The sequence below is a fragment of the Sinisalibacter lacisalsi genome (assembly GCF_014640115.1).
GTDB classification, from domain to species: domain Bacteria; phylum Pseudomonadota; class Alphaproteobacteria; order Rhodobacterales; family Rhodobacteraceae; genus Sinisalibacter; species Sinisalibacter lacisalsi.
Map to the genome: position 1 here is coordinate 333148 of NZ_BMGI01000004.1, position 23905 is coordinate 357052.

26 protein-coding genes are annotated in these 23905 nt (G+C 69.3%); 15 read left to right on the forward strand and 11 right to left on the reverse strand.

What is annotated here, in order from left to right; genetic code table 11:
• Positions 1-36 precede the first annotated feature (36 nt).
• The 4 genes from yajC to IEW01_RS13585 are packed head-to-tail and all read left to right on the forward strand — an operon-like array spanning position 37 to position 3778.
• On the forward strand, positions 37-369 hold the full coding sequence (gene yajC / locus IEW01_RS13570) for a preprotein translocase subunit YajC (RefSeq protein WP_188528576.1): 333 nt from the start codon (positions 37-39) through the stop codon (positions 367-369).
• Between the two features lie 32 nt (positions 370-401).
• Entirely contained in the window at positions 402-2063 is a 1662-nt protein-coding gene (secD, locus tag IEW01_RS13575) for a protein translocase subunit SecD (protein ID WP_188528578.1), read from the forward strand.
• A 1-nt stretch (position 2064) separates the two neighbouring features.
• Positions 2065-3033, forward strand: a complete 969-nt coding sequence (secF, locus tag IEW01_RS13580; protein ID WP_188528580.1) for a protein translocase subunit SecF — start codon at positions 2065-2067, stop codon at positions 3031-3033.
• The gene (locus IEW01_RS13585; protein WP_188528582.1) at positions 3020-3778 is read left to right on the forward strand and encodes a sulfite exporter TauE/SafE family protein; all 759 of its coding nucleotides are present in this window, start codon (positions 3020-3022) and stop codon (positions 3776-3778) included. The genes secF and IEW01_RS13585 overlap by 14 nt, the downstream gene beginning before the upstream one ends.
• On the opposite strand, the gene IEW01_RS13590 is transcribed toward IEW01_RS13585, so the two are convergent.
• Positions 3775-4290: a class I SAM-dependent methyltransferase gene (locus IEW01_RS13590; protein ID WP_188528584.1), complete on the reverse strand. Its 516-nt coding sequence runs from the start codon at positions 4288-4290 to the stop codon at positions 3775-3777. The genes IEW01_RS13585 and IEW01_RS13590 overlap by 4 nt on opposite strands.
• Before the next feature lie 130 nt (positions 4291-4420).
• Here IEW01_RS13590 and IEW01_RS13595 point away from each other — a divergent pair, with 130 nt between their 5' ends.
• From IEW01_RS13595 to IEW01_RS13620, 6 genes are all read left to right on the forward strand, one after another.
• Positions 4421-4774 carry an Mth938-like domain-containing protein gene (locus tag IEW01_RS13595; protein WP_188528586.1) on the forward strand — a complete coding sequence of 118 codons (354 nt, stop codon included), beginning with the start codon at positions 4421-4423 and terminating at the stop codon, positions 4772-4774.
• Between the two features lie 8 nt (positions 4775-4782).
• Positions 4783-5409 carry a heme ABC exporter ATP-binding protein CcmA gene (ccmA, locus tag IEW01_RS13600; RefSeq protein WP_188528775.1) on the forward strand — a complete coding sequence of 209 codons (627 nt, stop codon included), beginning with the start codon at positions 4783-4785 and terminating at the stop codon, positions 5407-5409.
• On the forward strand, positions 5406-6062 hold the full coding sequence (gene ccmB, locus IEW01_RS13605) for a heme exporter protein CcmB (RefSeq protein WP_188528588.1): 657 nt from the start codon (positions 5406-5408) through the stop codon (positions 6060-6062). Before ccmA ends, ccmB begins: the two co-directional genes overlap by 4 nt.
• 71 nt (positions 6063-6133) lie before the next feature.
• Positions 6134-6910 carry a heme ABC transporter permease gene (locus IEW01_RS13610; protein WP_229738261.1) on the forward strand — a complete coding sequence of 259 codons (777 nt, stop codon included), beginning with the start codon at positions 6134-6136 and terminating at the stop codon, positions 6908-6910.
• Positions 6903-7061 (forward strand): heme exporter protein CcmD, encoded by a 159-nt coding sequence (ccmD, locus tag IEW01_RS13615; protein WP_188528590.1) that lies wholly within the window; start codon positions 6903-6905, stop codon positions 7059-7061. The genes IEW01_RS13610 and ccmD overlap by 8 nt, the downstream gene beginning before the upstream one ends.
• Before the next feature lies 1 nt (position 7062).
• Positions 7063-7605 carry a DsbE family thiol:disulfide interchange protein gene (locus IEW01_RS13620; protein WP_188528592.1) on the forward strand — a complete coding sequence of 181 codons (543 nt, stop codon included), beginning with the start codon at positions 7063-7065 and terminating at the stop codon, positions 7603-7605.
• Between the two features lie 99 nt (positions 7606-7704).
• On the opposite strand, the gene tyrS is transcribed toward IEW01_RS13620, so the two are convergent.
• On the reverse strand, positions 7705-8991 hold the full coding sequence (gene tyrS / locus IEW01_RS13625) for a tyrosine--tRNA ligase (protein ID WP_188528779.1): 1287 nt from the start codon (positions 8989-8991) through the stop codon (positions 7705-7707).
• A gap of 64 nt (positions 8992-9055) precedes the next feature.
• Here tyrS and IEW01_RS13630 point away from each other — a divergent pair, with 64 nt between their 5' ends.
• On the forward strand, positions 9056-10153 hold the full coding sequence (locus tag IEW01_RS13630) for an anhydro-N-acetylmuramic acid kinase (RefSeq protein WP_188528594.1): 1098 nt from the start codon (positions 9056-9058) through the stop codon (positions 10151-10153).
• Positions 10154-10236: 83 nt separating this feature from the next.
• On the opposite strand, the gene rsmA is transcribed toward IEW01_RS13630, so the two are convergent.
• Genes rsmA through IEW01_RS13645 form a run of 3 tightly spaced genes read right to left on the reverse strand, consistent with a single transcriptional unit; the run spans position 10237 to position 13321 of the window.
• The gene (gene rsmA / locus IEW01_RS13635) at positions 10237-11088 is read right to left on the reverse strand and encodes a 16S rRNA (adenine(1518)-N(6)/adenine(1519)-N(6))-dimethyltransferase RsmA (protein WP_188528596.1); all 852 of its coding nucleotides are present in this window, start codon (positions 11086-11088) and stop codon (positions 10237-10239) included.
• Positions 11085-12047 carry a 4-hydroxythreonine-4-phosphate dehydrogenase PdxA gene (gene pdxA / locus IEW01_RS13640; protein WP_188528598.1) on the reverse strand — a complete coding sequence of 321 codons (963 nt, stop codon included), beginning with the start codon at positions 12045-12047 and terminating at the stop codon, positions 11085-11087. The genes rsmA and pdxA overlap by 4 nt, the downstream gene beginning before the upstream one ends.
• Positions 12047-13321, reverse strand: a complete 1275-nt coding sequence (locus IEW01_RS13645; protein WP_229738262.1) for a peptidylprolyl isomerase — start codon at positions 13319-13321, stop codon at positions 12047-12049. Before IEW01_RS13645 ends, pdxA begins: the two co-directional genes overlap by 1 nt.
• Positions 13322-13591: 270 nt before the next feature.
• Between IEW01_RS13645 and IEW01_RS13650 the strand changes: the two genes are divergently transcribed.
• Both IEW01_RS13650 and IEW01_RS13655 read left to right on the forward strand, forming a co-directional pair.
• Positions 13592-15067 carry a leucyl aminopeptidase gene (locus tag IEW01_RS13650; RefSeq protein ID WP_188528602.1) on the forward strand — a complete coding sequence of 492 codons (1476 nt, stop codon included), beginning with the start codon at positions 13592-13594 and terminating at the stop codon, positions 15065-15067.
• Positions 15067-15528, forward strand: a complete 462-nt coding sequence (locus tag IEW01_RS13655; protein ID WP_188528604.1) for a DNA polymerase III subunit chi — start codon at positions 15067-15069, stop codon at positions 15526-15528. Before IEW01_RS13650 ends, IEW01_RS13655 begins: the two co-directional genes overlap by 1 nt.
• A gap of 12 nt (positions 15529-15540) precedes the next feature.
• On the opposite strand, the gene IEW01_RS13660 is transcribed toward IEW01_RS13655, so the two are convergent.
• Both IEW01_RS13660 and IEW01_RS13665 read right to left on the reverse strand, forming a co-directional pair.
• Positions 15541-16119 carry a retropepsin-like aspartic protease family protein gene (locus IEW01_RS13660; protein ID WP_188528606.1) on the reverse strand — a complete coding sequence of 193 codons (579 nt, stop codon included), beginning with the start codon at positions 16117-16119 and terminating at the stop codon, positions 15541-15543.
• A gap of 51 nt (positions 16120-16170) precedes the next feature.
• A complete protein-coding gene (locus IEW01_RS13665; RefSeq protein ID WP_188528609.1) occupies positions 16171-16794 on the reverse strand; it encodes a MarC family protein in 624 nt (207 codons plus the stop codon).
• Between the two features lie 362 nt (positions 16795-17156).
• On the opposite strand from IEW01_RS13665, the gene IEW01_RS13670 reads away from it, so the two are divergent.
• Entirely contained in the window at positions 17157-18620 is a 1464-nt protein-coding gene (locus tag IEW01_RS13670) for a sodium-dependent transporter (protein WP_188528610.1), read from the forward strand.
• A gap of 70 nt (positions 18621-18690) precedes the next feature.
• Here the strand turns inward: IEW01_RS13670 and IEW01_RS13675 are convergent, their stop codons facing one another.
• Positions 18691-20538, reverse strand: a complete 1848-nt coding sequence (locus IEW01_RS13675) for an ABC-F family ATP-binding cassette domain-containing protein (RefSeq protein WP_188528612.1) — start codon at positions 20536-20538, stop codon at positions 18691-18693.
• A 197-nt stretch (positions 20539-20735) separates the two neighbouring features.
• Here IEW01_RS13675 and ndk point away from each other — a divergent pair, with 197 nt between their 5' ends.
• Positions 20736-21158: a nucleoside-diphosphate kinase gene (gene ndk / locus IEW01_RS13680; RefSeq protein ID WP_188528614.1), complete on the forward strand. Its 423-nt coding sequence runs from the start codon at positions 20736-20738 to the stop codon at positions 21156-21158.
• Positions 21159-21213: 55 nt separating this feature from the next.
• Here ndk and IEW01_RS13685 read toward each other — a convergent pair whose 3' ends face one another.
• From IEW01_RS13685 to IEW01_RS13695, 3 genes are all read right to left on the reverse strand, one after another.
• Positions 21214-22119 (reverse strand): CE1 family esterase, encoded by a 906-nt coding sequence (locus IEW01_RS13685; protein ID WP_188528616.1) that lies wholly within the window; start codon positions 22117-22119, stop codon positions 21214-21216.
• A 124-nt stretch (positions 22120-22243) separates the two neighbouring features.
• Positions 22244-22396, reverse strand: coding sequence for a hypothetical protein (locus IEW01_RS13690; protein WP_188528618.1), 153 nt, complete (start codon positions 22394-22396; stop codon positions 22244-22246).
• Between the two features lie 190 nt (positions 22397-22586).
• The gene (locus IEW01_RS13695) at positions 22587-23849 is read right to left on the reverse strand and encodes a glycerate kinase type-2 family protein (protein ID WP_188528620.1); all 1263 of its coding nucleotides are present in this window, start codon (positions 23847-23849) and stop codon (positions 22587-22589) included.
• Positions 23850-23905: the final 56 nt, after the last annotated feature.

The window sequence follows — 23905 nt, forward strand, 5'->3', positions numbered from 1 at the left end:
GGGGCGGTGTGCCCCGTCTGACAGAGGGATTTGTCGATGTTCGTCTCACCCGCCTTCGCCCAAGGTGCAGCCGCCCCCGGTGGTGGACTGCTCAATTCCATGCTGATCCCGATGATCCTCGTGTTCGGGATCATGTGGTTTTTCCTCATTCGCCCGCAGCAGAAAAAGCTCAAGGACGACGAGAAGATGCGCGAGGCGCTGCGCCGCGGCGACCAGGTGCTCACGCAGGGCGGGATGATCGGCAAGATCACCAAGGTCAGGGATGACGGCGAGCTCGAAGTGGAGATCGCGCAAGGCGTGAAGGCGCGGATGACCAAGGCTGCGGTCGTTCAGGTGATGTCGAAGACCGAGCCCGCGTCCGAGGGCTGAGGCCCTCCGCGCGGCCAGAGGCGAGGCCCCCGATGCTGCAATACCCCCTGTGGAGACGGATCGTCGTGATCGGGCTTGTGCTCTTGGGCCTGTCCGCGGCGATACCGAACCTGTTCTACCCGCGCGTCGAGCTGCATAACGACGCCGCCGCCGCCATCGAGCAATTCGGATCGACGCCGGAGCGCGAGGCCGATCTTTCGGCCTGGCCGACGTGGATGCCCTCCAGCCTCGTCAACCTCGGGCTCGATCTGCGCGGCGGTGCGCATCTGCTTGCCGAGGTGCGGGTGGAGGACGTGTACGAGCACCGGCTCGACGCGCTCTGGCCCGAGGTGCGCGACGCGCTGCGCGATGAACGCGACGCGGTGGGCGCGATCCAGCGCCTCGACGCGCCGGGCGGCGAGTTGCGGGTGCGCATCGAGAACCCCGCGGGCATGGGCCAGGCGCTCGCCGCGGTGCGCGAGCTGGCCTCGCCGGTGGTCACGCTCACCGGCATGGGCGCCAACGACATCGAGGTGGCGGGGCAGGACGACGTGATCACGGTTCAGCTCTCCGAGGCCGAACGGGTGGCGACGGACGACCGCACGATCCAGCAATCGCTCGAGATCATCCGCCGCCGGGTCGACGAGGTGGGCACGCGCGAGCCGACGATCCAGCGCCAGGGCGAGCGGCGGATCCTGATCCAGGTGCCCGGGCTCGGCTCGGCCGACGAACTCAAGGCGCTGATCGGCACCACCGCGCAACTGACCTTCCAGCCGGTGGTGACCCGCACCACCGACCCCTCCACCCGGCCCGCGCCGCGCCAGGAGCTGCTGCCTTCGCTGGACGAGGAGGGGGTGTTCTACGTGCTGGAACAAACCCCCGTGGTGACCGGCGAGGAACTGACCAACGCCCAACCCAGCTTTGACCAGAACGGCCGCCCGGCGGTGAGCTTCCAGTTCAACGTGACCGGTGCGCGCAAGTTCGGCGCCTATACCGCCGCCAATGTCGGCGCGCCCTTCGCCATCGTGCTCGACGGCGAGGTGATCTCGGCGCCGCGCATCAACGAGCCGATCCCGGGCGGTTCGGGAATCATCACCGGCAATTTCACGGTGGAAGACTCGACCAACCTCGCCGTGCTCCTGCGCGCCGGCGCGCTGCCGGCGGAGATGACCTTCCTCGAGGAACGCACGATCGGGCCGGAGCTTGGCGCGGATTCGATCGAGGCGGGGCGGATCGCCTCGCTGGTGGCCTTCGCCGGGGTGCTGATCTTCATGGCGCTGGCCTACGGGCGGTTCGGGCTGATGGCCAACCTCGCCTTGATCCTGAACGTCGGGCTCGTCTTCGGCCTGCTCTCGGCCATCGGCGCCACGCTCACGCTGCCCGGCATCGCCGGGATCGTGCTCACCATCGGCATGGCGGTGGACGCCAACGTGCTGGTGTTCGAACGCATACGCGAGGAAGTCCGGGCTGGCAGAGGGCCGGCGCGGGCGATCGAGCTGGGCTACGAGAAGGCGCTCTCGGCGATCATCGACGCCAATATCACCACCTTCATCACCGCGGTGATCCTGTTTCTGATGGGGTCGGGGCCGGTGAAGGGCTTTGCGGTCACCCTCGCGCTCGGCATCATCACCAGCGTGTTCACGGCGATCTACATCACGCGGCTCATGATCGTGTTCTGGTTCGAGCGCCGCCGCCCCAAGACGATCGAGGTCTGACATGCGCCTGAAACTTGTAGCCGACGAGACGAACTGGGATTTCTTCGGCCGATTGCCGATCACGCTCGGGTTCTCCGGGCTGATGTTCGTCGGCGCGATCCTCGCCTTCCTGTTCATGGGGCTCAACTTCGGGATCGACTTCCGCGGCGGCACCACGATCCGCACCGAGGCGCGGGTGGCTGTCGACGTGGGCGCCTACCGTGATGCGATCGCCCCGCTCGGGCTCGGTGATGTCTCGATCTCGGAGGTGTTCGATCCGGGGTTCGACGAGGATCAGCACGTCGCCATGGTGCGGATCCAGGCCCAGGGCGACGAGGAATCGGTGCGCCCCGAGACGATCCAGGCGGTGCAGGCGGCGTTGCGGAGCGTCGCGCCCCAGATCCGCTTCATCTCGGTCGAGAGCGTCGGGCCGAAGGTGTCGGGCGAGCTGATCATGACGGCGATCTACTCGGTGCTCGCCGCGATCGCTGCTGTGCTGGTCTATATCTGGCTCAGGTTCGAGTGGCAGTTCGCCCTCGGCGCGGTGGCGGCGCTGGTGCATGACGTGATCATCACCATCGGCCTCTTCGCGGTGCTCCAGATCCAGTTCGACCTTGCGATCATCGCCGCCCTGCTCACCATCGTCGGCTATTCGCTGAACGATACCGTGGTGGTTTTCGACCGGGTGCGCGAGAACCTGCGCCGGTACAAGGTGATGGATCTCAAGGAGGTGCTCAACGTCTCGATCAACGAAACCATGAGCCGCACCCTGATGACCTCAGGCACAACGCTGCTCGCGCTCATCGCGCTGATCGTGCTGGGTGGCGACGTGATCCGCGGTTTCGTCTTCGCGATGACCTTCGGCGTCGTCATCGGCACCTATTCCTCGGTCTTCGTCGCGTCTGCCATCCTGCTCAAGCTCGGGGTCAAGCGCGACTGGTCGAAGCCCGATGGCGAGGCGGGCACGCAATTCGCCGATGTCGACGCCTGAGGCGCTGGCCGGGGCGCTCATCAGCCCCGGCCTCGCCTGGCTCGCGCTCACCTTCATCCTCGCCGGCCTCGTGCGCGGCTTCACCGGCTTCGGCACCGCGCTGATCTTCATGCCGGTGGGGGCGATCTTCCTGCCGGTGCCCGTCGCGATCGTGATCGTCACCGTTGCGGGGATGCTGACCTGGCCGCTGATCGTGCCGCAGGCGTTCCGCCTGGCCGACCGGCGCGAGGTGGCGGTGCTGGCGGGGGCGGCGATTATCACCGCACCGCTCGGTGTGTGGCTCCTGAGCTGGGTCGAGCGCGACCTGCTGCGCTGGCTGGTGGCGGCGGCGGCGGCGCTGACCCTGCTCGCGCTGGTGACCGGATGGCGCTACCGCCAGCGGGTGCGCGGCGCGGGGCTGGGGGCGATCGGGGCGGTCGCGGGCGTGCTCGGCGGCACCACCGGGCTGACCGGCCCGCCGGTGATCCTGTTCTATCTCGCCGGCCAGCTGGAAGTGGCCCGGGTGCGCGCCAACACGATCCTGTTTCTCGCCGTGCTCGATATCGGCATCGTCGCCAACCTGGTGTTCCGGGGGCTGGTCGATGGCACCGCGGTCTGGCTGGCGGCGCTGCTCGCCTTTCCCTACGCGGCCGGCATGGTGGTGGGGCAGAGGCTGTTCCGCCCCGAACGCGAACGCGCCTTCCGGGGGCTGGCCTACCTGGTGATCGCCGGGGCGATCCTGACCGGGCTGCCGGTTTTCGGCTAGGCCGGCCGCCGCGCGAGCAGGGTGTTGCGGCTCTCGTGCAGCATCATCCACCCGGAAGGGTCGGCGGCGATGACCGCGCGCAGTCCGCCCATGTTGGCCGGCTCGTCGGCAATGAGGCAGCAGCCTCCGGGGGCCACAGTGGCGAGCAGCCGTGCCAGGACCGCCGCGCGGTCGGGTGCGGGCAACATGTGCAGGGTTCGGTCGCAGAGCAGGAGGCCGAAGTGGCCCTCGGGCGTGAAACCGGAGATGTCGGCGACGATGCCGGTGACGGGGAGTGCGTCCTTTTTTGCTGCGGCCAGCATGTCGGCAATGCCCGTCGGCGCGATGTCCACGCCGACTACGTCGTAACCGTCGCGCGCGAGTGGCAGGGCGTCGCGCCCCTGTCCGCAGCCGATGTCGAGCACGCGCGCGCCTTGTGTCACGTGCTTGGCGATCAGCCTGGCGACGCCAGCGGTTTGCGCGCCGAGCCCGTCGGGATTGTCGCGGTAGTAGGTTTCATAGTCGGTCGTCATGCAAGCGGCATAAGGCACCCGGTGCGGTCGAGTCCAAGTGAAACATTACGTGATCGTTCGGATCGGCCGCGCCGCCCGCGCGACCGAGTGACGCTTTTCTTCCCGCGCAAATCCCGCTACCAAAGCGGCCATGCAACTGACCGAAATCACATATGACAACGCCCGCCCGATCGACGGCTACGGCCCCGGCTTCTTCCGCGTCGACGGTGCGGTGATCGAGGGGCCGGTTCTGGTCACCGCCAGCGCGGCGCGGTCCTGGGGCGGGGTGGATGACACCGCGGCCCTCACCGCGCTGGCCGGCGAGGTCGACGTGATCCTGCTCGGCACCGGTGCGGTGATGACCGGCGCGCCGGCTGCGCTGATGGCGGAGGTGGAAGCGGCCGGAATGGGCATCGAGCCGATGGCGAGCCCCTCGGCCTGCCGGGCCTATAACGTGCTCCTCGCCGAGGGGCGGCGCGTGGCGCTGGCCGCGCTGGCGGTGTGAGCGGGATGCTGGAACTCGCGGTTGACGATCTGACGGTGTCGCGCGGCGGCGTGCCGGTGCTGGAGCGGCTCTCGTTCCGGCTCGGCGGCGGCGAGGTGCTGGTGCTGCGCGGGCCGAACGGCTCGGGCAAGACCACGCTCCTGCGCACGCTGGCGGGGCTGCAGCCGCCGATGGCGGGCCGGATCAGCCTGCCGCCCGAGGCGATCGCCTACGGCGCCCATGCCGACGGGCTCAAGGCCACGCTCACCGTGGCCGAGAATCTCGCGTTCTGGGCCCGGATCCATGGCACCCGCGAGATCGAGCCCGCGCTCGACGATTTCAACCTGCAATCGCTGCGCAACCGCGCCGCGCAGAACCTTTCGGCGGGCCAGAAACGCCGCCTCGGCCTCGCACGGCTGCTGGTGACGGGGCGGCCGATCTGGCTGCTCGACGAGCCCACCGTCTCGCTTGACCAGGCCTCGGTGACGCTGTTCGCCGATGCCGTGCGCGCCCATGTCGCGGCCGGCGGGGCGGCGCTGATCGCCACCCATATCGACCTGCGGCTCGAGGCCGGGATCTTCGATGTCGGCCCGTTCAAGGCCGATCCCGATGCGCCCGCGCGCACCCCCAGCCCGTTCGACGAGGCCTTCGCATGATCGCGCTCCTGGCCCGCGATCTCCGGCTCGCCTTCCGCGCCGGCGGCGGCTTCGGGCTCGGCCTTGCCTTCTTCCTCATCGTCTCGGTGCTCGTGCCCTTCGGCGTCGGCCCCGAGGCGGAGGTGCTCGCCCGGATCGCGCCCGGCATCCTCTGGGTCGGAGCCCTGCTCGCCTGCCTGCTCTCGCTCGACCGCATCTTCCAGCTCGATTTCGAGGATGGCAGCCTTGATCTGCTCGCCACGGCGCCGATCCCGATGGAGGGCACGGTGGCGGTGAAGGCGCTGGCGCACTGGATCACCACCGGGCTGCCGCTTGTGCTCGCAGCCCCCGTCTTCGGCGCGCTGATGAGCCTCGACGAGCGCGGCTACTGGTGGATCTTCGTCACCCTGCTGATCGGCACGCCGGCGCTGAGCATGATCGGCGCGTTCGGCGCCGCGCTCACGGTGGGGCTGAAGCGGGGCGGGCTGCTCTTGAGCCTGCTGGTGCTGCCGCTCTACATCCCCACGCTGATCTTCGGCGCCGAGGCCGCGACCCGGGGGATTGGCGGGTTCGACAATGCCACCCCGCTGCTCATGCTCGCCGGGATCACCGCCGCCTCGGTCGCGCTGCTGCCCTTCGCCGCCTCGGCGGCGCTCCGCATCAACCTGCGTTGACAAGGATCAACCCGCGTGAACGTGAACCCCGCTATCTTGCGCCGACGCCCAACCGCACATAGGAACTGATCATGCCCGAGATGCACCGCACAAAACAGGCCCGGGACCGCTACAACGTCCTGTGGGAATGGGCCAACCCGGTCAAGTTCATGTGGTTTTCCGGCCTCGCCCTGCCTTGGCTGGTGGGCGCGACGGTGGTCACCATGGCGGTGGGGCTGGTCTGGGGCTTTTTCTTCACCCCCGAGGCGGTCAACTTCGGCTCTTCGGTGAAGATCATATACGTGCACGTGCCGTCGGCAATGATGGCGATCTCGGCCTGGTTCATGATGCTGGTGGCCTCGCTGATCTGGCTGATCCGGCGTCACCACGTCTCGGCGCTGGCGGCCAAGGCGGCCGCACCGGTGGGCACGGTGATGACGATCATCGCGCTGATCACCGGGGCGATCTGGGGCGAGCCGATGTGGGGCACCTACTGGGCGTGGGACCCGCGGCTGACCTCGTTCCTGATCCTGTTTCTGTTCTACCTCGGCTACATGGCGCTCTGGGGCGCGATCGAAGACCCCGACACCGCGGCCGATCTCACCTCGGTGCTGGCGGTGGTGGGCTCGGTCTTCGCCTTCCTGTCGCGCTACGCGGTGAACTTCTGGAACCAGGGCCTGCACCAGGGCGCGACGCTCAGCCTCGACAAGGACGAGAACATCGCCAACGTCTACTGGATCCCGCTCCTGTTCGCGATGGCGGGGTTCGGGCTTCTGTTCGTGGCGCTGGTCTTTGTCCGCACCCGCACCGAGATCCGCAAACGCCGCACCCACGCGCTCGAACTTCGTGAAAGGATGGCCGATGCCTGAACTGGGAAAATACGCCGACGCGGTGCTTTGGTCCTGGGCGGCGACGCTTGGGCTGATCGCACTCCTCGTCGTGATGACATGGATGCAATCGCGCAAGGCCAAGGCCGATCTCGACGCGATCGAGGCCCGGCGCGCTGCCAAGGGAAACTGACATGAAACTCAAGCCGATGATGATCCTCCCGCCGCTCGTGTTCATCGGGCTCGCGGTGCTGTTCTTCTGGGGCATGCAGCGCGAAGACCCGGGCGCGCTGCGCTCGACGCGCGAAGGCGGGCCGGTGCCGGCGCTCACCCTCGCCGCCTTCGGCGACTCGCCGGCCTTCACGGTCGAGGATCTCGCGGACGGCGAGGTCAAACTGGTGAACTTCTGGGCCAGTTGGTGCGCCCCCTGCCGCGCCGAGCACCCCCACCTCGTGACGCTGGCCGAGGAGGGGCTCGACATCTACGGCATCAACTACAAGGACGAACCCGCCAAGGCGCAAAAATTCCTCGACGACCTCGGCGATCCCTATGCCCGCATCGCGGCCGATCCATCGGGGCGCACCGGCCTCGACTGGGGCCTCTACGGCGTGCCGGAAACCTTCGTGATCGACGGTAAGGGCATCGTGGTGAAACGCTTCGCCGGCCCGATCAGCGCCTCGATCCTCGAAAACATCATCCGCCCCGCGATCGAAACCGCCCGCGCGCGCTCGGACTGAGCGCCCGCGCCGCGCCGCCGGGGCCCCGGGGCAAACCGCCGAGGGCTTCTTGGGTCGTCAAATACCTCGGGGTCCGGGGCAGAGCCCCGGTCCGGCGGCTCAGCTTTCGACGACGACGAGGGCGTGGCGCTTCTTGCCCGCCGAGAGCTTCAGCGCGCCGCTTTCGAGACGGTCCAGTGGAATTAGCTCGTTTGGATTTGTGACCTCAACATCGTCAATCTTCGCACCTCCCGAGCATATTAACCGTTTCGCCTCTTTCCCCGATCCGGCCAATTTGGCTTTTACGAATAGATGGAAGGCAAGAAAATACATCCCGCTCTTTTCCCCCATCAATTCACCTGGCATCGCGCCTTCCCTTGTGACGGTCACCGTGGGCAAATCGTCGCCCACGCCGCCCTTCTCGAACACCTCGCGCGCCGTCGCTTCCGCGGCTTGCGCCGCCTCTCGGCCATGCAGCAGCGCGGTGACCTCGTTCGCCAGCACCACCTTGGCGTCGTTGATCGCCGCGCCCTCTGCCGCGCCCAGCCGCTCGCACTCCTCCAGCGGCAGCTCGGTGTAGAGCTTGAGGAACCGGCCGACGTCGGCGTCGGTGGTGTTGCGCCAGAACTGCCAGAACTCGTAAGGTGAGAGCATCTCGGCGTTGAGCCAGACCGCGCCGGAGGCCGATTTGCCCATCTTCGCCCCGTCCGAGGTGGTGAGCAGCGGCGAGGTCAGGCCGAACACCTCCTCGTCGAGGATGCGGCGGGTGAGGTCGATGCCGTTGACGATGTTGCCCCACTGGTCGGAGCCGCCCATCTGCAGCCGGCAGCCGTAGCGGCGGTTCAGCTCCATGAAGTCGTAGGCCTGAAGGATCATGTAGTTGAATTCGAGGAACGACAGCGATTGCTCGCGGTCGAGCCGCGATTTGACGGACTCAAAGGCCAGCATCCGGTTGACCGAGAAATGCCGGCCGATGTCGCGCAGGAAGTCGAGGTAGTTCAGCCCGTCGAGCCATTCGGAATTGTCGACCATGATCGCGTCGGTCGCCTCGGTGCCGAAGGCGACGTAATGGCTGAACACCTGCTTGATCCCGGCGATATTGGCCGCGATCTGGTCGGGGGTGAGCAGCGGGCGCTCGTCGGCGCGGAAGCTCGGATCGCCCACCTTGGTGGTGCCGCCGCCCATCAGCACGATCGGCTTGTGGCCGGTCTTCTGCAGCCAGCGCAGCATCATGATCTGGATCAGGCTGCCGACATGGAGCGATTTCGCCGTCGCGTCGAAGCCGATATAGGCCGGAACCACCCCCTCGCTCAGCGCCTCGTCAAGCCCCTGGTAATCGGTGCAATCGGCGAGGAAGCCGCGTTCCATCATCACGCGCATGAAGTCGGATTTCGGGTGGTAGGTCATGGCTTTTGCGTCCATTCTTCTGATCAAGGCCCTCTATATCGGGGGTGGGGGCGGAGGAAAAGCCATGAAGCTCAAGCGGCCGCTGCGCGCGTTGGGCGCGATGTCGGGCACCTCGCTCGACGGGGTCGACGCCGCGGTGGTGGAGACCGATGGCGAGACGATCACCCGTTTCGGCGAGACCGCCTACCGGCCGTATTCCGACGCCGAACGCGCGCTGATCCGCGCCGCCCTCGGGCGCTGGCCGGGCGAGCCGGGGGTGGCCGAGGCGGCGGAGGCGGTGGAGACGGCCCACGCGGTGGTGCTTTCGGGGTTCGAGGGGGTCGATCTCGTCGGCTTCCACGGCCAGACGCTGGCGCATGAGCCGCGCGGGCGCGGCACGCACCAGGCCGGCGACGGGCGGGTGCTGGCGGAGGTGCTGGGCCTGCCGGTGGCCTGGGATTTCCGCTCGGCCGACGTCGGGCTTGGCGGCGAGGGCGCGCCGCTGGCACCGTTCTTCCACTTCGCCTGCGCGCGCTGGATCGGGGCGGATGCGCCGCTCGCCTTCCTCAACTTCGGCGGCGTCGGCAACCTCACCTGGGTGGACCCGTCCAAGCCCGCGCCGGAGGCCGAGGGCGCGCTGCTCGCCTTCGATACCGGCCCGGCCAATGCGCCGATCGACGATCTCGTGGCCGCGCGCCTTGGCCTTGCGCGTGACGAGGGCGGCGCGCTCGCGGCGTCCGGGCGGGCGGACGCGGGCATCGTCGCCGCCTTCCTCGATCACACCTGGTTCCACCGCCTGCCGCCCAAGTCGCTCGACCGCGCGGATTTCGCGGCGCTGCTGGACGCCGTCGCGCCGCTCGCCGATGCCGATGCCGCCGCCACGCTCACCGCCTGCGCGGTGGCCGCGGTGGCGCGCGGGATGGCGCATTGCCCGGCGCCACCCGGCGCGGTGCTGGTCACCGGCGGCGGGCGGCACAACGCGGCGCTGATGGCGGGGCTTGAGGATGCGCTGGCCTGCCCGGTGCAGCCGGTCGAGGCGGTGGGGCTCGATGGTGACATGCTGGAGGCGCAGGCCTTCGCCTATCTCGCAGTGCGCGTGGCGCGGGGCCTGCCGACCTCCTGCCGCACCACGACCGGGGTGCCGGCGACGGTGGGCGGCGGGGTGATCTCGACCCCCGATTGACCCCTTCATCCTGGCAAAAATACCTCGGGGGGTGAGCCCGGAACGGGCGAGGGGGGCAGCGCCCCCCTCCGGGTCGGCGCGCGTCAGCGCGGCGAGCCCGCGTCCAGCGCCCGGGCGAGGGCGCAGAAGTGCGCAACGTCGATTTCCTCGGCGCGCGACGTGGGCTTGATATCGACGCTTTCCAGCAGGCTTTCGATCTGCGGGTGCAGCTTGCGCAGCGAGGCGCGCAGCATCTTGCGGCGCTGCTGGAAGGCGGTGGCGGTGAGGCGCTGGAGCGTGGCGGCGTTGGCCGCGAAGCGCGGCGCCGGCAGGGCGGTGAGATGCACCACCGCCGAGCGCACCTTGGGCGGCGGGGTGAAGGCCTCCGGCGGCAGGTCCATCACGATGCGCGCGTCGCAGCGCCACTGGGCGAGGATCGCGAGGCGGCCATAGGCCTTGCTGCCGGGCTGCGCCACGATCCGCTCGGCCACCTCGCGCTGGAACATCAGCGTGAGGCTCTGCCAGAACGGCGGCCAGTCGGGCGGGGTAAGCCAGCGCACCAAGAGCTCGGTGCCGATGTTGTAGGGCAGGTTGGCCACCACCTTGATCGGTGGGGTGAGATGGGCCAGAGGGTCGATCGCCAGCGCGTCGGCGTTGAGCACGTCGAGCCGGCCGGGCCAGGCGGCGGCGATCTCGGCGAGCGGGGCCATGGCGCGGGGATCTTTCTCCACCGCGAGCACGTGGCGCGCGCCTTCGGCGAGTAGCCCGCGGGTCAGCCCGCCGGGACCGGGACCGACCTCGAGCACGTCGCACCCCGCCAGGTCGCCGGCCTGGCGCGCGATCTTGGCGGTGAGGTTGAGATCGAGGAGGAAGTTCTGACCGAGCGATTTTTTCGCCGAGAGCCCATGCGTGGCGATCACCTCGCGCAGCGGCGGCAAGCCGTCGATCGTGCTCATGCGGGGGCCATGTCGCGCGCCATGCGCAGCGCCGCGATCAGCGAGGCCGGATCGGCCCGTCCGGTGCCGGCGATGTCGAAGGCGGTGCCGTGGTCGGGCGAGGTGCGCACGAAGCCGAGGCCCAGGGTGACGTTCACGCCATGGGCGAAATCGAGTGTCTTGATCGGGATCAGCGCCTGGTCGTGATACTGGCAGATCGCCACGTCGTAGCGGGCGCGGGCTTCCGGGTGAAACATCGTGTCGGCGGGCAGGGGGCCTGCGACCTCCAGCCCCTCGCCGCGCAGCCGCGCGATCAGCGGCGCGATCATCTCGATCTCCTCGCGCCCCATCGCGCCGCCTTCGCCGGCGTGCGGGTTCAACCCGGCGACGGCGAGGCGCGGGCGAGCGATGCCGGCGGCGCGCAGGGCAGCCTCGGTGATGCGGATTGTGTCTTCCAGCAGCTCGGGCGTGAGCGCCTGCGGCACCTGCGAAAGCGGGATGTGGATGGTGACCGGCACCACCCGCAGCGCATCGCAGGCCAGCATCATCACCGCGCGCTTCACGCCGGCGAGATCGGCGAGAAACTCGGTATGGCCGGGAAAGGCGAAGCCGGCGCCGTCCTGCAGCGCCTTCTTGTGGATCGGGTTGGTGCAGACCGCGCTTGCCGCGCCCGCCCGCACCAGCGCGACCGCCTCGCGGATCGCGGCGACGACGTGGGGCGCATGCGCCGCGACTGCATCGCCGGGGGTGCGCGCGGGGCCGAAATCGCGGGCGAGAACCGGCAGGCCGCGCACCATTGCCGCCGGCGCTTCGCCGGGCGATGAAATCTCGGCGATCGGGGTGCCTTGCGGCAGGTGCCGAGGATCGCCGATCAGGAAGAAATCAAGTTCGCCGCGCAGGGCCTCCCAGGCCTTCGCCGCGATCTCCGGGCCGACCCCGGCGGGTTCGCCGGAGGTCAGCGCGATGGGCCGCGGCGGCATCAGTTGCCGAGCGTCTCGATGAAGGCGTTTGCGCGCTTTTCATCGAGGAAGGCTTGCGCCATCGTCGAAACCCGCTGGTTGCGCAACTGGTCCTCGATCATCTCTTCGGTGAAAGAGCGCGGCAGTTCGTTGCCGCGTGCGCACAGCATCACGATGGCCATCGCCCCAGACGAGGTGGTGACGCGCGACGAGATCTCGCCGGGATCGAGCCGATCAAGTTCGGCACGATAGCTGGCGGGCACCTGCGACTCGGGCAGTTCCTCGCGCACCAGTTGCTCGGGCGGCAGACCGCGCGCGATCGGGTAGAGATCGTCGCAGGAGGTCACCCGGGCGCGAATGCGCGCGACCTCTTCGATATTCGCGGCGCTCTGGCCGCCGGGAAGCAGCAGCGCGGCGTAGTCCAGCACCGTGCGGGGGGTGCCGCCGCTCACTTCCTCGCGGTCGCGCATGAAGTAGATGCGCAGGTCTTCGCCGGATTCGACGATCCGGCTGGTCTGGCCGGGCTGCAATCCGCGCACCGCCGCACCGGCTGCCGGTGGCAGGGCGGTGATATCGACCCATTTCATCTTGCCGCCGTTGTTGCGCGAGCCACCGGTCGAGAACCGCGTGGCGGCCCTGGTGAATTCGTCTTCGTCGAGCCCGGTGAGGCGCTGCGCGCGCGCCATCGAGGCCCGGCGACTGGCCGGATCGCCCGCGGGCAGCACGATTTCCGACAACAGGACCCGCAGCCCCGGCTCGGGTTCGGCCTTGGCCGCCGCGGCGGCCACCTCGGCCTTCGAGATCGAGACGCGCGGCAGGAGTTCGGCCCGCACGAAATCGCGCCAGATGATCCCGGCGGTGACGAACTGGCGGAAGGTCGAGGCGTCGATCCCGGCCTGCCCAAGCAGGGCGAGGAATTGCTCGGCATCGAGCCCGCCGCGCTGGGCGAATTCTTCCATCCCGGCCTTGATCGCCTCCTCGTCGGCCACGAGCCCCGCCAGCCGCGCCTCGCGCAGCTGGATCTTCTCGTTGATCAGCTGGTCAATCGCCAGCGCGCGGACATCGCCGGGCGCGCGCAGCAGGGAAAGGAACTTCTGCCGTTCGGAGAGTTCGAAGGCGGTGATGACCATGCCGTCAACCCGCACGATCGGCCGCAACTGGCTCTGCGCCTGTGCCGGGGCAAGGCCGAGCGTGAGCCCGATCACCGCGACAAGGACAAGCGCAATGAGCCTCCGGCCCGCGCCGTCAAAGTGAAAGATGCTGCCGCCCCGCTGTGCCGTCGTGCTCGTCATCATACCGCGCTCTTCGTCCGTCTGCCTGTGGTTCAGCCCCGGGCGATGCCCGGTTGGGACATACATTAGTCGAGGATCGGCATCGGCGCGAGGGGGAATCTCGCCTCCGCCGCCCGCAGGGAGGAAATTCCGTCGCCGAAATATGGGGTCGGGCCGCCTCCCGGCCACCTTATCTCGGCTGCCGGCCCCGGTTTCGGCACTGGAAACCGGTTCGCGCCGGGGCTAGGTTCGGGTCTGACGCGCTCGCGCGCGATGCAGGCACAGGAGACAGCCATGACCGATATTCTCGCCCCCAGCTTCATTCCGCTCGAGATCGACAGCCTGGCCGCGGCCGACGGGCGCATCGTGGTGTTCTCCGAAGGCGGCGAGCGGATGGACAAGGGCGCGCGCCGGATCAACCGGCTGACCCGGGGCGCGCTCGCGCGGCTGACCCAGAGCGCGGATTTCGCCAAGGCCAAGGTGGGCGACGCGATGGAGATGGCCTGGCCCACCGGCATGGCGGCGGAAGCGGTGCAGGTGGTGAAGATCGACCGCAAGATGGGCCTTGCCGACGCGCGCAAGGTGGGCGGCGCGATCGGCAAGGCGGCGCGCGGCAAGGACGTTCTGGTGCTCGCCGGCGCATTGCGCCACACCCCCGAAATCGCGCTTGGCGCGATGCTGCGCGCCTATGATTTCACCGATCACAAGACGCCGGGCGACGAACCTTCCCGCACCGGCAGCCTGACCTTCGCGGTCACCAACGCCGAGGTGCTGAAGGCGCAGGAGGCCGATCTCACCGCGGTGGCGGAGGGCGTGTTCTTCGCCCGTGATCTCGTGAACGAGCCCGCCAACGTGCTCACCACCAGCGAATTCGCCGCCCGGCTGGAGGCGCTGGAGGCGCTCGGGCTGCAGGTCGAGGTGCTCGACGAACCGGCATTGGAAAAGCTCGGGATGCGGGCGTTGCTCGGCGTGGGGCAGGGCTCGGAAAGCCCCTCCAAGGTGGTGGTGATGCAGTGGATGGGCGGAAAGAAGGGGGACGCGCCCCTCGCTCTCGTCGGCAAGGGCGTAGTGTTCGACACCGGCGGGATCTCGATCAAGCCCGCCGCGGGCATGGAAGACATGACGATGGACATGGGCGGTGCCGGCACCGTGGCGGGGGTGATGAAAACCCTCGCGCTTCGGCGCGCGCCGGCCAACGTGGTCGGGCTGGTGGGCCTCGTCGAGAACATGCCCGACGGCCGCGCCCAGCGCCCGGGCGACGTGGTGCGCACGATGAAGGGCGACACCGTCGAGGTGATCAACACCGACGCCGAGGGGCGGCTCGTGCTGGCCGATGTGCTCTGGTATGCCCAGGACCGTTTCAAGCCCGCCGGGATCGTCGATCTCGCCACCCTCACCGGCGCCATCGTGATCGGGCTCGGCCACCAGAACGCCGGGGTGTTTGCTAATGACGACGCCTTCTGCAAGGCTTTCCTCAAGGCCGCCGAACACGAGGACGAGGGCGCCTGGCGGATGCCGCTTGGGGCGGGCTACGCCGAGCAGCTCAAGAGCCGGGTGGCGGACGTGAAGAACGTCGGCGGCCGGCCCGGTGGGTCGGTCACCGCGGCGGAGTTCCTCAAGCGATTCGTGAAGGACGACATGCCCTGGATTCACCTCGACATCGCCGGGGTCGCGCTGCGCGCGGAGGACACGCCGCTCGCGCCCAAGGGGGCGACCGGCTGGTTCGTGCGCAGCCTCGACCGGCTGGTGCGCGACGGCTACCAAGACTGATGGCGTCGGCGTGGTTCTACCATATGACCCGCTCGCCGCTGGAGGCGACGCTGCCGGTTCTGCTCGGCAAGGCGTTGCAGGCCGGCTGGCGGGTGGCGGTGCGCGGGTCCGACGCGGCCCGGCTCGGCTGGCTCGACGAGCGGCTCTGGCTCGGGGCCGAGGACGGGTTTCTGCCGCACGGGCTGGCCGGGGGGCCGCATGACGCGCAGCAGCCGGTGCTGCTCACCACCGGGCGCGACGCCGCCAACAGGCCCGATTGCCTTGTCTCGGTCGATGGCGCCGAGGTGGCGCCGGACGAGGTCGGCGCGCTGCAGCGGGTGATGATCCTGTTCGACGGCAACGATCCGGCGGCGGTGGAGCACGCGCGCGGCCAGTGGCGCGACCTCACCGGCGCCGGCTGTGCGGCGCAATACTGGAGCCAGGAGAGCGGGCGCTGGGAGATGAAGGCCGAGAGCGCCTGAGGCCGCGCGGCCTCAGCGGGTGAGAATCAGCGTGTCGTCGGCGATCTCGATGCGGGAGAACCGGCGCAGGTAGGTCATGCCGAGGAGCGATTGCGGCATCTCGCCTTCGTTGATCGAAACCCTCAGCCCGGTGTCGCGGATATCGCCGACGCTGATTTCCTCGATGCGCGCCGAGGCGGTGCGCACCATGCCGTTCGCCGTCATCGCCCGCCCGGTGTAGTCGAGGCTGTCGAGGTCGATCCCGGCGCGCCGGGCATCGTCCTTGCTCAGCACCACGTCGGTCGCCCCGGTATCGACGACGAATTCCACCGGCGCGCCGTTCAGCCGCGCGGTCAGGTAGAAATGCCCGTCGAACATGCGCGGCACCTCGATTCGCCCGCCCTCGAGCACCGCCTGGCGCGGCGCGAGATCGCGCTGGATATCGCCCCAGAGGCCGTAACCGGCCACCACGCCGAGAAAGATCAGCCCCCAGATCGTGGCCTGCTGGGCGAGTTTCGACAGGTTGCCCCGGTTATGGGCAACGAAATACCCCCCCACCGCGAGGAGGAGGAGCACGAGATAGGTGATGCGGCCGAGATCGTAGCTGTCCATGGGGGGGATATAGGGGCCTCCGGGCCGGGCGCAAATGCGGCGTGCCGCCTCTCAGCCGAGAAAGCCGAAATCCGCCAGCCCGTCGAGCACGAACTGCACCGCCAGCGCGGCGAGCAGCATGCCGAGGAGGCGGGTGAGCACGTTGATCCCGGTTTCGCGCAGCGCGCGTTCGAGCAGGCCCGCGGCGAGGAACAGGGTGAAAACCACCACCAGCACCGCGAGCATCACCAGGTGCACCGCCAAAAGCTCCATCGGCGTGCTGGTTTGCCCGGCGAGCAGGATCATCGCCGCCATCGCGCCCGGCCCGCCGATCAGAGGCGTGGCGAGGGGGAAGACGGAGGGGTCTTCCGCCGGGTCCAGCCCCGGCTCGGACTGGTCGCGGCGGCGCTGGGCGCGGCGCTCGAACAGCATGTCGAGCGCGGTGAGAAACAGCAGCATCCCCCCGGCGATGCGGAAGGCCGGCATGGAGATGCCGAGGAACTGCAGCACCTGCTCGCCGAACAACCCGAAAACCGTGAGCAGCAGCGCCGCGATCGCCACCGCGCGCAGCGCGATCGCCCGGCGCTGCCCCGCCCGCGCGCCCTTGGTGAGCGCGACGAAGAGCGGCGCGAGGCCGATCGGGTCGATCACCACGAAGAGGGTGACGAAAGCGGGAATGAGCAGATCAGGCGTCATGGTTCCCGCGTTGATAGAGCGGCAGGGGGTGGCTGTCCATGGGGCAGGGCCGGCACCGGGATCACGGCGCGCGGCGTTTTCCGTACGGAAAACGGGCCGGAAAACGTAGGTTTTCCGTGCCGGAATTTTTCAAAATTCCGCGCCGGCCATGGATGCTGGCCGCGGACATGCCGATCGGTCTCGTTCCCGCCCGCGATCGTTGCGGCCGGTCGTGTCGGAAGGGGCATCGCGCTGGGCCGACAGGGGTTCGGGGCGATTCTCGTAGCGGAACCGGCCGCCCCCTCGCGTGGGGTTTCGGGTTGAATGCCCGCGCGCAGGGCATAGCTCATGGCGGGAGAGGAAAGGCCATTGCCGCACCCAACATGACCAGTGGTGAGAACAAACCGGATCGAGAGGGGCGTGCGACCGGATCTGGCCGCGACGCGCCGTCCGATGATGCGCCCGCGCCCGAGCCGACGCCGCGGCCCCAGGAGGAGAGCGGTCAGGCGGCGGCGGAGGTCACCGACACCTCGCGCGAGGCCGCCGAGCGCGGCGAGCAGCCCTATGCCGTCTGGTCCTCGGAACGCGCCTTCGTTCTGTCGACCGCCGCCGCCGGCGTCGGGCTCGGCAACCTGTGGCGGTTCCCCACGCTGGTGGGGGAAAACGGCGGCGGTGTGTTCCTGTTCGCCTACGCCGTGGCCGTCATCGTCGTCGCGATCCCCTTCGCCACGCTGGAACTCGCGGTCGGCCGCCAGGCGCAGGGCTCGGTCATCGCCAGTTTCAAACGGATGGGGCCGGGCCTGTTTCTCTTCGGCTGGCTGACCGTGCTCCTGACCCTCGCGATCGACAGCTACTACTTCGTGGTGTCCGGGTGGACCCTTGGCTTCGCCACCGGCGCGACCTTCGGGCCGCCCCCCGAGTTCGAAAGTTTCACCAGCGGCTATGCCTCGCTCTGGTATCTCTTCGCGATCGGGGCGATCGTTGCCGCCATCCTTGCCTTCGGCCTTTCCGGGATCGAGCGGGTCGCGCAGTTCCTGATGCCCTTGCTGGTGCTGTCGATCCTCGCGTTGGCCGTGCTCGCCCTCGTCACCGGCGAGGCCGGCAAGGCCCTGACCTTTCTCTTCCTGCCGGAAACGGAACGCCTCGGCGATCCCGCGCTGTGGCGCGCGGCCTTCGGGCAGGCGTTCTTTTCGATGACGATCGGCCAGGGCTACCTGATCACCTACGGCAGCTACCTACCCGACCGTATCAGGCTGCCGCGCTCGGTCGTATCCATCGCGGCGTTGAACTCCGGCGTGGCGATCCTCGCCGGACTGGCGATCTTTCCGCTGGTTTTCGCGGCCGGGGCCGACCCGGCTGCGGGCTCCGAACTCGCCTTCGTGACATTGCCCAGGGCCTTCGAGGCGATCGGCACGTCGCTGCCGCTGGACGCGGTATTCTTCTGGCTGCTTTTCCTTGCCGCGCTCTCGTCCTGCATCGGCGGCGCCAAGGTGGTCACCGCGGCCCTGCGCGAGCAATGGCCGCGCTTGAGACACCACGCCTCGACGCTGCTCGGCGTGGGGCTGATCGTGGCGCTCGGCATACCGTCCGCACTATCCTACGCGGCGCCCGGCTGGACCTTGCAGGGCGACCCGGTGCTCGACGTGATCAACCGGTCGCTGGGGTCCACCGGTACGATTGTGCTGGCGATCGGCACGTCGCTGATCCTCGGCTGGCGGTTCTCCGGCGGTGATCCGGCCCGCCCGTTGGGCCTTGGCGGCCTGACCGGGGTGACGCTGAGGGCGCTTGTGCGTGCCGCGCCGATCGCGCTGGCGTTTCTCTTCGTCGCGGAGTTGTTCGCAGGATGAGGCGCGGGTCTTTGGGCGGTCGGGCGGCGGCGAAGGCCGCGCCCCACCGCCGTCAAGGTCAGCCCGTGACCTAGCCTCCCGCCGCGTCGAGCTTTTCCTGGGCCGCGATCCACAGCGCCTCGGCGCGGTCGAGCCCTTCCATGATCTCGGCGTATTTCTTCTGCCAGACTTCCATCTCGCCGATCCGCTCGTTTTCGTAGAGCGCCGGGTCGGCAAGTTTGCGGGCGAGCTGGTCGCGCATCTGTTCGAGCTTTTCCACCCGCGCCTCGCTCTTGCGCAGCTCGGCGCGCAGCGCGAGGATCTGGTCGCGGCCCGGCTTTTCGGGTTTCGCCTTGGGCCTGTCCGGCTTCGGCGTCGCGTCACCGGCAAGCAGGAGCTTGCGGTAGGCGTCGAGGTCGTCGTCGAAGGGGGTGACGCGGCCGTCCTTGACCAGCCAAAGCCGGTCGACGACGAGGCTGAGCAGGTGCATGTCGTGGCTGACCAGCACCACCGCGCCGGAATAGGCGGTCAGCGCCTCCACCAGTGCCTCGCGGCTCTCGATGTCGAGGTGGTTGGTCGGTTCGTCGAGGATCAGCAGGTGCGGCGCGTCGAGCGTGGCCAGGAGCAGCGTCAGCCGCGCCTTCTGCCCGCCCGAGAGCCGCCCCACCTCGGTTTCGGCCTGCTCGGCCATCAGCCCGAAGCCCGAAAGCCGGGCGCGGTGGCGGGCCGGGGTCTCGCCGGGGCGCAGGCGGCGCAGATGCGCCAGCGGCGTTTCATCGGCGCGCAGATCGTCCATCTGGTGCTGGGCGAAGTAGCCCACGCGCAGTTTCGTCGATGTCGTGATCTTGCCCGAAAGCGGCGCCAGCCGCCCGGCGATGAGCTTGGACAGCGTCGATTTGCCCTCGCCGTTGCGGCCGAGCAGCGCGATGCGATCGTCCTGGTCGATGCGCAGGGTCAGGTGGGAGAGCACCGGCTTGCCATCGTAGCCCACGCTCGCCTCCTCCATCGCCACCACCGGCGGCGAGATCTCCTCCGGCTCGGGGAAGCTGAAGCGCCTGAGCGCGGCCTCCTGCGGCGTGGCGGCGAAGGTCAGCCGCTCGATCATCTTCAGCCGCGATTGCGCCTGCCGGGCCTTTGTGGCCTGGGCGCGGAACCGGTCGACGAAGCTTTGCAGATGCGCCCGGCGGGCTTCGGCCTTGCGGTTCTCGGCCTCGGCGGCGGCGAGCCGTGCCGCGCGCGTCTTGGCGAAAGTGTCGTAAGGCCCGGAGTAATAGGTGAGCTTGCGGTCTTCGAGGTGCAGGATGCCGGTGACCGCGCGGTTGAGCAGGTCGCGGTCATGGCTGACAATGATGACGGTGTGGGGGTAGCGCACGAGGTAGGCTTCGAGCCAGAGCGCGCCCTCGAGGTCGAGGTAGTTGGTCGGTTCGTCGAGCAGCAGCAGGTCGGGCCGCGAGAACAGCACCGCCGCCAGCGCCACGCGCATCCGCCAGCCGCCGGAAAAATCGGCGCAAGGCCGCGCCTGCGCCTCGGTATCGAACCCGAGCCCGCGCAGGATCGAGGCGGCGCGCGCCTCGGCGGACCAGGCGTCGATATCGCCGAGCCGGGTCTGAATCTCGGCGATGCGGTGGGCATCGGTTGCGTGCTCGGCCTCTGCCATCAGCGCCGCGCGCTCGGTATCGGCGGCGAGCACGGTATCGAGCAGGGAATCATCCGTGGCCGGGGCTTCCTGCGCCACGCCGCCGATCCGCGCGCCCTTCGGCAGGCTGATCTCGCCGGTTTCCAGCGTCAATTCGCCCCGGATCAGCCGGAACAGCGTGGTCTTGCCCGTGCCGTTGCGCCCGACGAGGCCAACCTTGTGGCCATCGGGGATCACGGCCGAAGCGTGCTCGATCAGCGGCCGGCCCTCGACCGAATAAGAAATGTCGTCCATCCGTAGCATGGCGCCTCAGTGCCGCAACCGGCGCGGAGCGTCAATCCATCGCTTCGCGGGGCGAGACATGCCACGGCGGCGCGCCACGCCCGCCGCGCGGGCCGGGTCGCGAAAGCCGCCCGAAACCCTTTCCATCCCTCACGCCCCATGCTAGCAGGCGCGCGAGTTTGACCGGGGGCCGCCCCCAACCGAAAAAGAGGACCGACATGGCCATTCAACGCACTTTCTCCATCATCAAGCCCGATGCCACCAAGCGCAACCTCACCGGCGCGATCAACGCCAAGATCGAGGCCGCCGGCCTGCGCATCATCGCCCAGAAGCGCATCCGCATGACCCGCGAGCAGGCCGAAACCTTCTACGGCGTGCACCGCGAGCGCCCGTTCTTCGGCGAGCTCGTCGAGTTCATGATCTCCGAGCCGGTGGTGGTGCAGGTGCTCGAGGGCGAGAACGCGATCGCGAAATACCGCGAAGTGATGGGCGCGACCGATCCCGACGAGGCCGCCGACGGCACCATCCGCAAGGATTTCGCGCTGTCGAAGGGCGAGAACTCGGTGCATGGCTCCGACGCGCCGGAAACCGCGGCGGAAGAAATCGCCTATTTCTTCGCCGGCCTCGACCTGGTCGGCTGACCCGCCGCGCCCAAGACGCGAGAACGCCAAAGGCCGCCCCTCGGGGCGGCTTTTTTCATGGGAACCGCGAGAAAAAGCTCCAGGCGGCTGAGGCGCCGTCGATCTCGCGCGTCGTCTTGCCGATCACCTGCGAGAACGGCAGGAGCGGTCCGCCGAGCGGCCAGCGGTGTCCCATGCCCTCGACATTGTAGCCCTCGACCGCGCCAACCGCGCAATCATACCAGGCCTGCCGCGTCACCACCGTGCCGTCGTCGACGGCGTCCCAGCTGCGCGTCTCGCCAGGGCCTTCGCAGCCCTTGATCAGGCGGAAGAACTCCACGCTGCGGTCGTGCCCCATCAGGTCCATCGTCGCGCCGGGGCCGGAGACGATCGCGCCGCCCTCGATCGGCACGACCCAATCCTCGCTGCCGTGGATCAGCAACACCCCGTCCGGCGGGTGGCGGGCGCAATCCTCGGCCAGCCCTTCGGGCAGCGCCATCGCCACCGATCCGACCGCTCGGATCAGCCCGGGGTTCTTGCAGGCGAGCGCGAAGCTCATGATGCCGCCTTGCGAAAACCCGGCGGCGAATATCCGGTCGGGGTCGATCTCGACCCGCGCGCGCACGGTTTCGATCACCCGTTCGAGAAAGGCGATGTCATCGCGCCGCGGGATGATCCGCTCTGCCCCGATGCCTTCGCCGAGGTTCCAGACCCGGGTGAAGGCGGAGGGGTAGGCGACGACGACGCCATAGGTCTTGGCGATGGCGTCGAACCGGTCGCGGGTGACACGTTTGCGCATGGAGGTGCCGGTTTCGAGCAGGCCGTGCAGGGCGAGAATCATCGGCGCGGGGCCGTCGAGCCCCTCGGGGATGGTCAACTCGAAGCTGCGCGGCAGCCCCTCCATCTCGAAGTCGATCTCGATCGTCTCGGCGCGCAGGGGGGCGGCGAGGAACAGGGCAATCAGGAAGGGAAAAAGGCGCATGGGGCTCATCTGCGGGGATACCCGGGACAAGCTATGAACCGGAACAGGGCGGGTCAACCCGCCCGCCGCGCGATTGTCTTGACCGATGGGCGGGAGACCGCCGAAGCGGACTCCGCGATGCGGCTCAGATCATCGCCCAGTCGGTATAGACCGGCTTGAGCACCGGCACCGGGGCTGGCTTGCGCCGCGGCGTGGGTTTTGCCGCCTCGGTGCGCGTTGCGCGGGCGGGCCGGTCACCGGGGTCCGGTTCTGGTTTGGGGGGCGTCTTGGATGCCATTTGCCTGCTCCTGACCGGGTGCGCCACGCGGCCAACCCGATCCTGTCCTGCCTTGCCCCCTCTTGATCGGGGGGTAATCGGAAAAGGATCGCGGCTGAATTTGCGCTGAGCATGTCGAGAATGTGGCGAAAAGATGGCGCGGGCCGGGAAACGGGGCTTTTGGGTGCTGATCGCCGCCCGGGCGCCGCGCTCACTCGATCAGGATCGCGCGAAAATCGTTGACGTTGGTCAGCGTCGGACCGGTGATGACCTGGTCTCCGAGCGCCTCGAAAAAGCCGTGGCCGTCGTTGTCGTCGAGGCTGGCGCGGGGCGATAGCCCACGGGCGCGGGCGCGCGCGAGCGTGTCCGGGCCGATCACCGCGCCGGCCACCTCCTCGGCGCCGTCGACGCCGTCGGTATCGCCCGCGATCGCGTGCACACCGGCCTGCCCGTCGAGCGCGAGGGCCAGCGCCAGCAGGAACTCGACGTTGCGCCCGCCGCGCCCCTTGCCGCGCAGCGTGACGGTGGTTTCGCCGCCCGAGAGCAGCACACAGGGGCGTGCGAAGGGCTGGCCGCGCGTGGCGACCTGGCGGCTGATGCCGGCCATCACCAACCCCATGTCGCGGGCCTCGCCCTCCAGCGCGTCACCGAGGATATGCGGCGCGATCCCTGCCGCGCGGGCAACTCCGGCGGCGGCTTCGAGCGCGGCCTGCGGGGTGGCGACGAGGTGGGTCTCGGTGCGCGCCAGCCGGGGATCGCCGGGCTTGACGCTCTCGGTTTCGCCCGCCTCCAGCGCCCGGGCCAGCGCCGGCGACAGCGCGATGCCGTGGCGGTCGATCACCGCGCGCGCGTCGGCGCAGGTGGTCGGATCGGCCACCGTCGGCCCCGAGGCGATATCGGTGGGGTCGTCGCCCGGCACGTCGGAGATCAGCAGCGTGACCACCCGCGCCGGGTGGCAGGCCGCCGCGAGCCGCCCGCCCTTGATCGCCGAGAGGTGACGCCGCACCCGGTTGATCTCGCCGATGGTGGCGCCGCTGGCGAGCAGCGCGCGGTTGATCGCGGTCTTTTCCTCGAAGGATACCCCTTCGGCGGGCAGGGCGAGCAGCGCCGAGCCGCCGCCGGAGATCAGGCAGAGCGCGGTGTCGGCCGGGCCGAGGCTCCGGGCCAGGTCGAGAATGCGGCGCGCCGCCTCGCGCCCGGCGGCATCGGGCACCGGGTGCGCCGCCTCGACGATCTCGACCCCCTCGCAGGGCACCGCGTGGCCGTAGCGGGTGACGACGAGGCCCTCGAGCGGGCGCCGGTAATGCAGCTCCGCCGCCCGGGCCATGGCCGCCGAGGCCTTGCCGGCGCCGATCACCACCAGGCGGCCTTCGTCGGGCAGCGGCGGGAGGAAGGCGGGCAGGCAGGTTTCGGGCCGGGCAGATGAGATCGCCGCCTCGAACATCCGGCGCAAGAGGGCGTCGGGCGCGCTCATCGGCCGAGGCTGCCAAAGCCGCAGGGCATGGCCGGCGGGGCGACGATGCCGGGGGA

Excerpts from the sequence above, each read along its gene's own strand:
- yajC (WP_188528576.1), top strand. The coding sequence starts at position 37 with ATGTTCGTCTCACCCGCCTTCGCCCAAGGTGCAGCCGCCCCCGGTGGT.
- secD (WP_188528578.1), top strand. The coding sequence starts at position 402 with ATGCTGCAATACCCCCTGTGGAGACGGATCGTCGTGATCGGGCTTGTG.
- secF (WP_188528580.1), top strand. The coding sequence starts at position 2,065 with ATGCGCCTGAAACTTGTAGCCGACGAGACGAACTGGGATTTCTTCGGC.
- IEW01_RS13585 (WP_188528582.1), top strand. The coding sequence starts at position 3,020 with ATGTCGACGCCTGAGGCGCTGGCCGGGGCGCTCATCAGCCCCGGCCTC.
- IEW01_RS13590 (WP_188528584.1), bottom strand. The coding sequence starts at position 4,290 with ATGACGACCGACTATGAAACCTACTACCGCGACAATCCCGACGGGCTC.
- IEW01_RS13595 (WP_188528586.1), top strand. The coding sequence starts at position 4,421 with ATGCAACTGACCGAAATCACATATGACAACGCCCGCCCGATCGACGGC.
- ccmB (WP_188528588.1), top strand. The coding sequence starts at position 5,406 with ATGATCGCGCTCCTGGCCCGCGATCTCCGGCTCGCCTTCCGCGCCGGC.
- IEW01_RS13610 (WP_229738261.1), top strand. The coding sequence starts at position 6,134 with ATGCCCGAGATGCACCGCACAAAACAGGCCCGGGACCGCTACAACGTC.
- ccmD (WP_188528590.1), top strand. The coding sequence starts at position 6,903 with ATGCCTGAACTGGGAAAATACGCCGACGCGGTGCTTTGGTCCTGGGCG.
- IEW01_RS13620 (WP_188528592.1), top strand. The coding sequence starts at position 7,063 with ATGAAACTCAAGCCGATGATGATCCTCCCGCCGCTCGTGTTCATCGGG.
- tyrS (WP_188528779.1), bottom strand. The coding sequence starts at position 8,991 with ATGACCTACCACCCGAAATCCGACTTCATGCGCGTGATGATGGAACGC.
- IEW01_RS13630 (WP_188528594.1), top strand. The coding sequence starts at position 9,056 with ATGAAGCTCAAGCGGCCGCTGCGCGCGTTGGGCGCGATGTCGGGCACC.
- rsmA (WP_188528596.1), bottom strand. The coding sequence starts at position 11,088 with ATGAGCACGATCGACGGCTTGCCGCCGCTGCGCGAGGTGATCGCCACG.
- pdxA (WP_188528598.1), bottom strand. The coding sequence starts at position 12,047 with ATGCCGCCGCGGCCCATCGCGCTGACCTCCGGCGAACCCGCCGGGGTC.
- IEW01_RS13645 (WP_229738262.1), bottom strand. The coding sequence starts at position 13,321 with ATGATGACGAGCACGACGGCACAGCGGGGCGGCAGCATCTTTCACTTT.
- IEW01_RS13650 (WP_188528602.1), top strand. The coding sequence starts at position 13,592 with ATGACCGATATTCTCGCCCCCAGCTTCATTCCGCTCGAGATCGACAGC.
- IEW01_RS13655 (WP_188528604.1), top strand. The coding sequence starts at position 15,067 with ATGGCGTCGGCGTGGTTCTACCATATGACCCGCTCGCCGCTGGAGGCG.
- IEW01_RS13660 (WP_188528606.1), bottom strand. The coding sequence starts at position 16,119 with ATGGACAGCTACGATCTCGGCCGCATCACCTATCTCGTGCTCCTCCTC.
- IEW01_RS13665 (WP_188528609.1), bottom strand. The coding sequence starts at position 16,794 with ATGACGCCTGATCTGCTCATTCCCGCTTTCGTCACCCTCTTCGTGGTG.
- IEW01_RS13670 (WP_188528610.1), top strand. The coding sequence starts at position 17,157 with ATGACCAGTGGTGAGAACAAACCGGATCGAGAGGGGCGTGCGACCGGA.
- IEW01_RS13675 (WP_188528612.1), bottom strand. The coding sequence starts at position 20,538 with ATGCTACGGATGGACGACATTTCTTATTCGGTCGAGGGCCGGCCGCTG.
- ndk (WP_188528614.1), top strand. The coding sequence starts at position 20,736 with ATGGCCATTCAACGCACTTTCTCCATCATCAAGCCCGATGCCACCAAG.
- IEW01_RS13685 (WP_188528616.1), bottom strand. The coding sequence starts at position 22,119 with ATGCGCCTTTTTCCCTTCCTGATTGCCCTGTTCCTCGCCGCCCCCCTG.
- IEW01_RS13690 (WP_188528618.1), bottom strand. The coding sequence starts at position 22,396 with ATGGCATCCAAGACGCCCCCCAAACCAGAACCGGACCCCGGTGACCGG.
- IEW01_RS13695 (WP_188528620.1), bottom strand. The coding sequence starts at position 23,849 with ATGAGCGCGCCCGACGCCCTCTTGCGCCGGATGTTCGAGGCGGCGATC.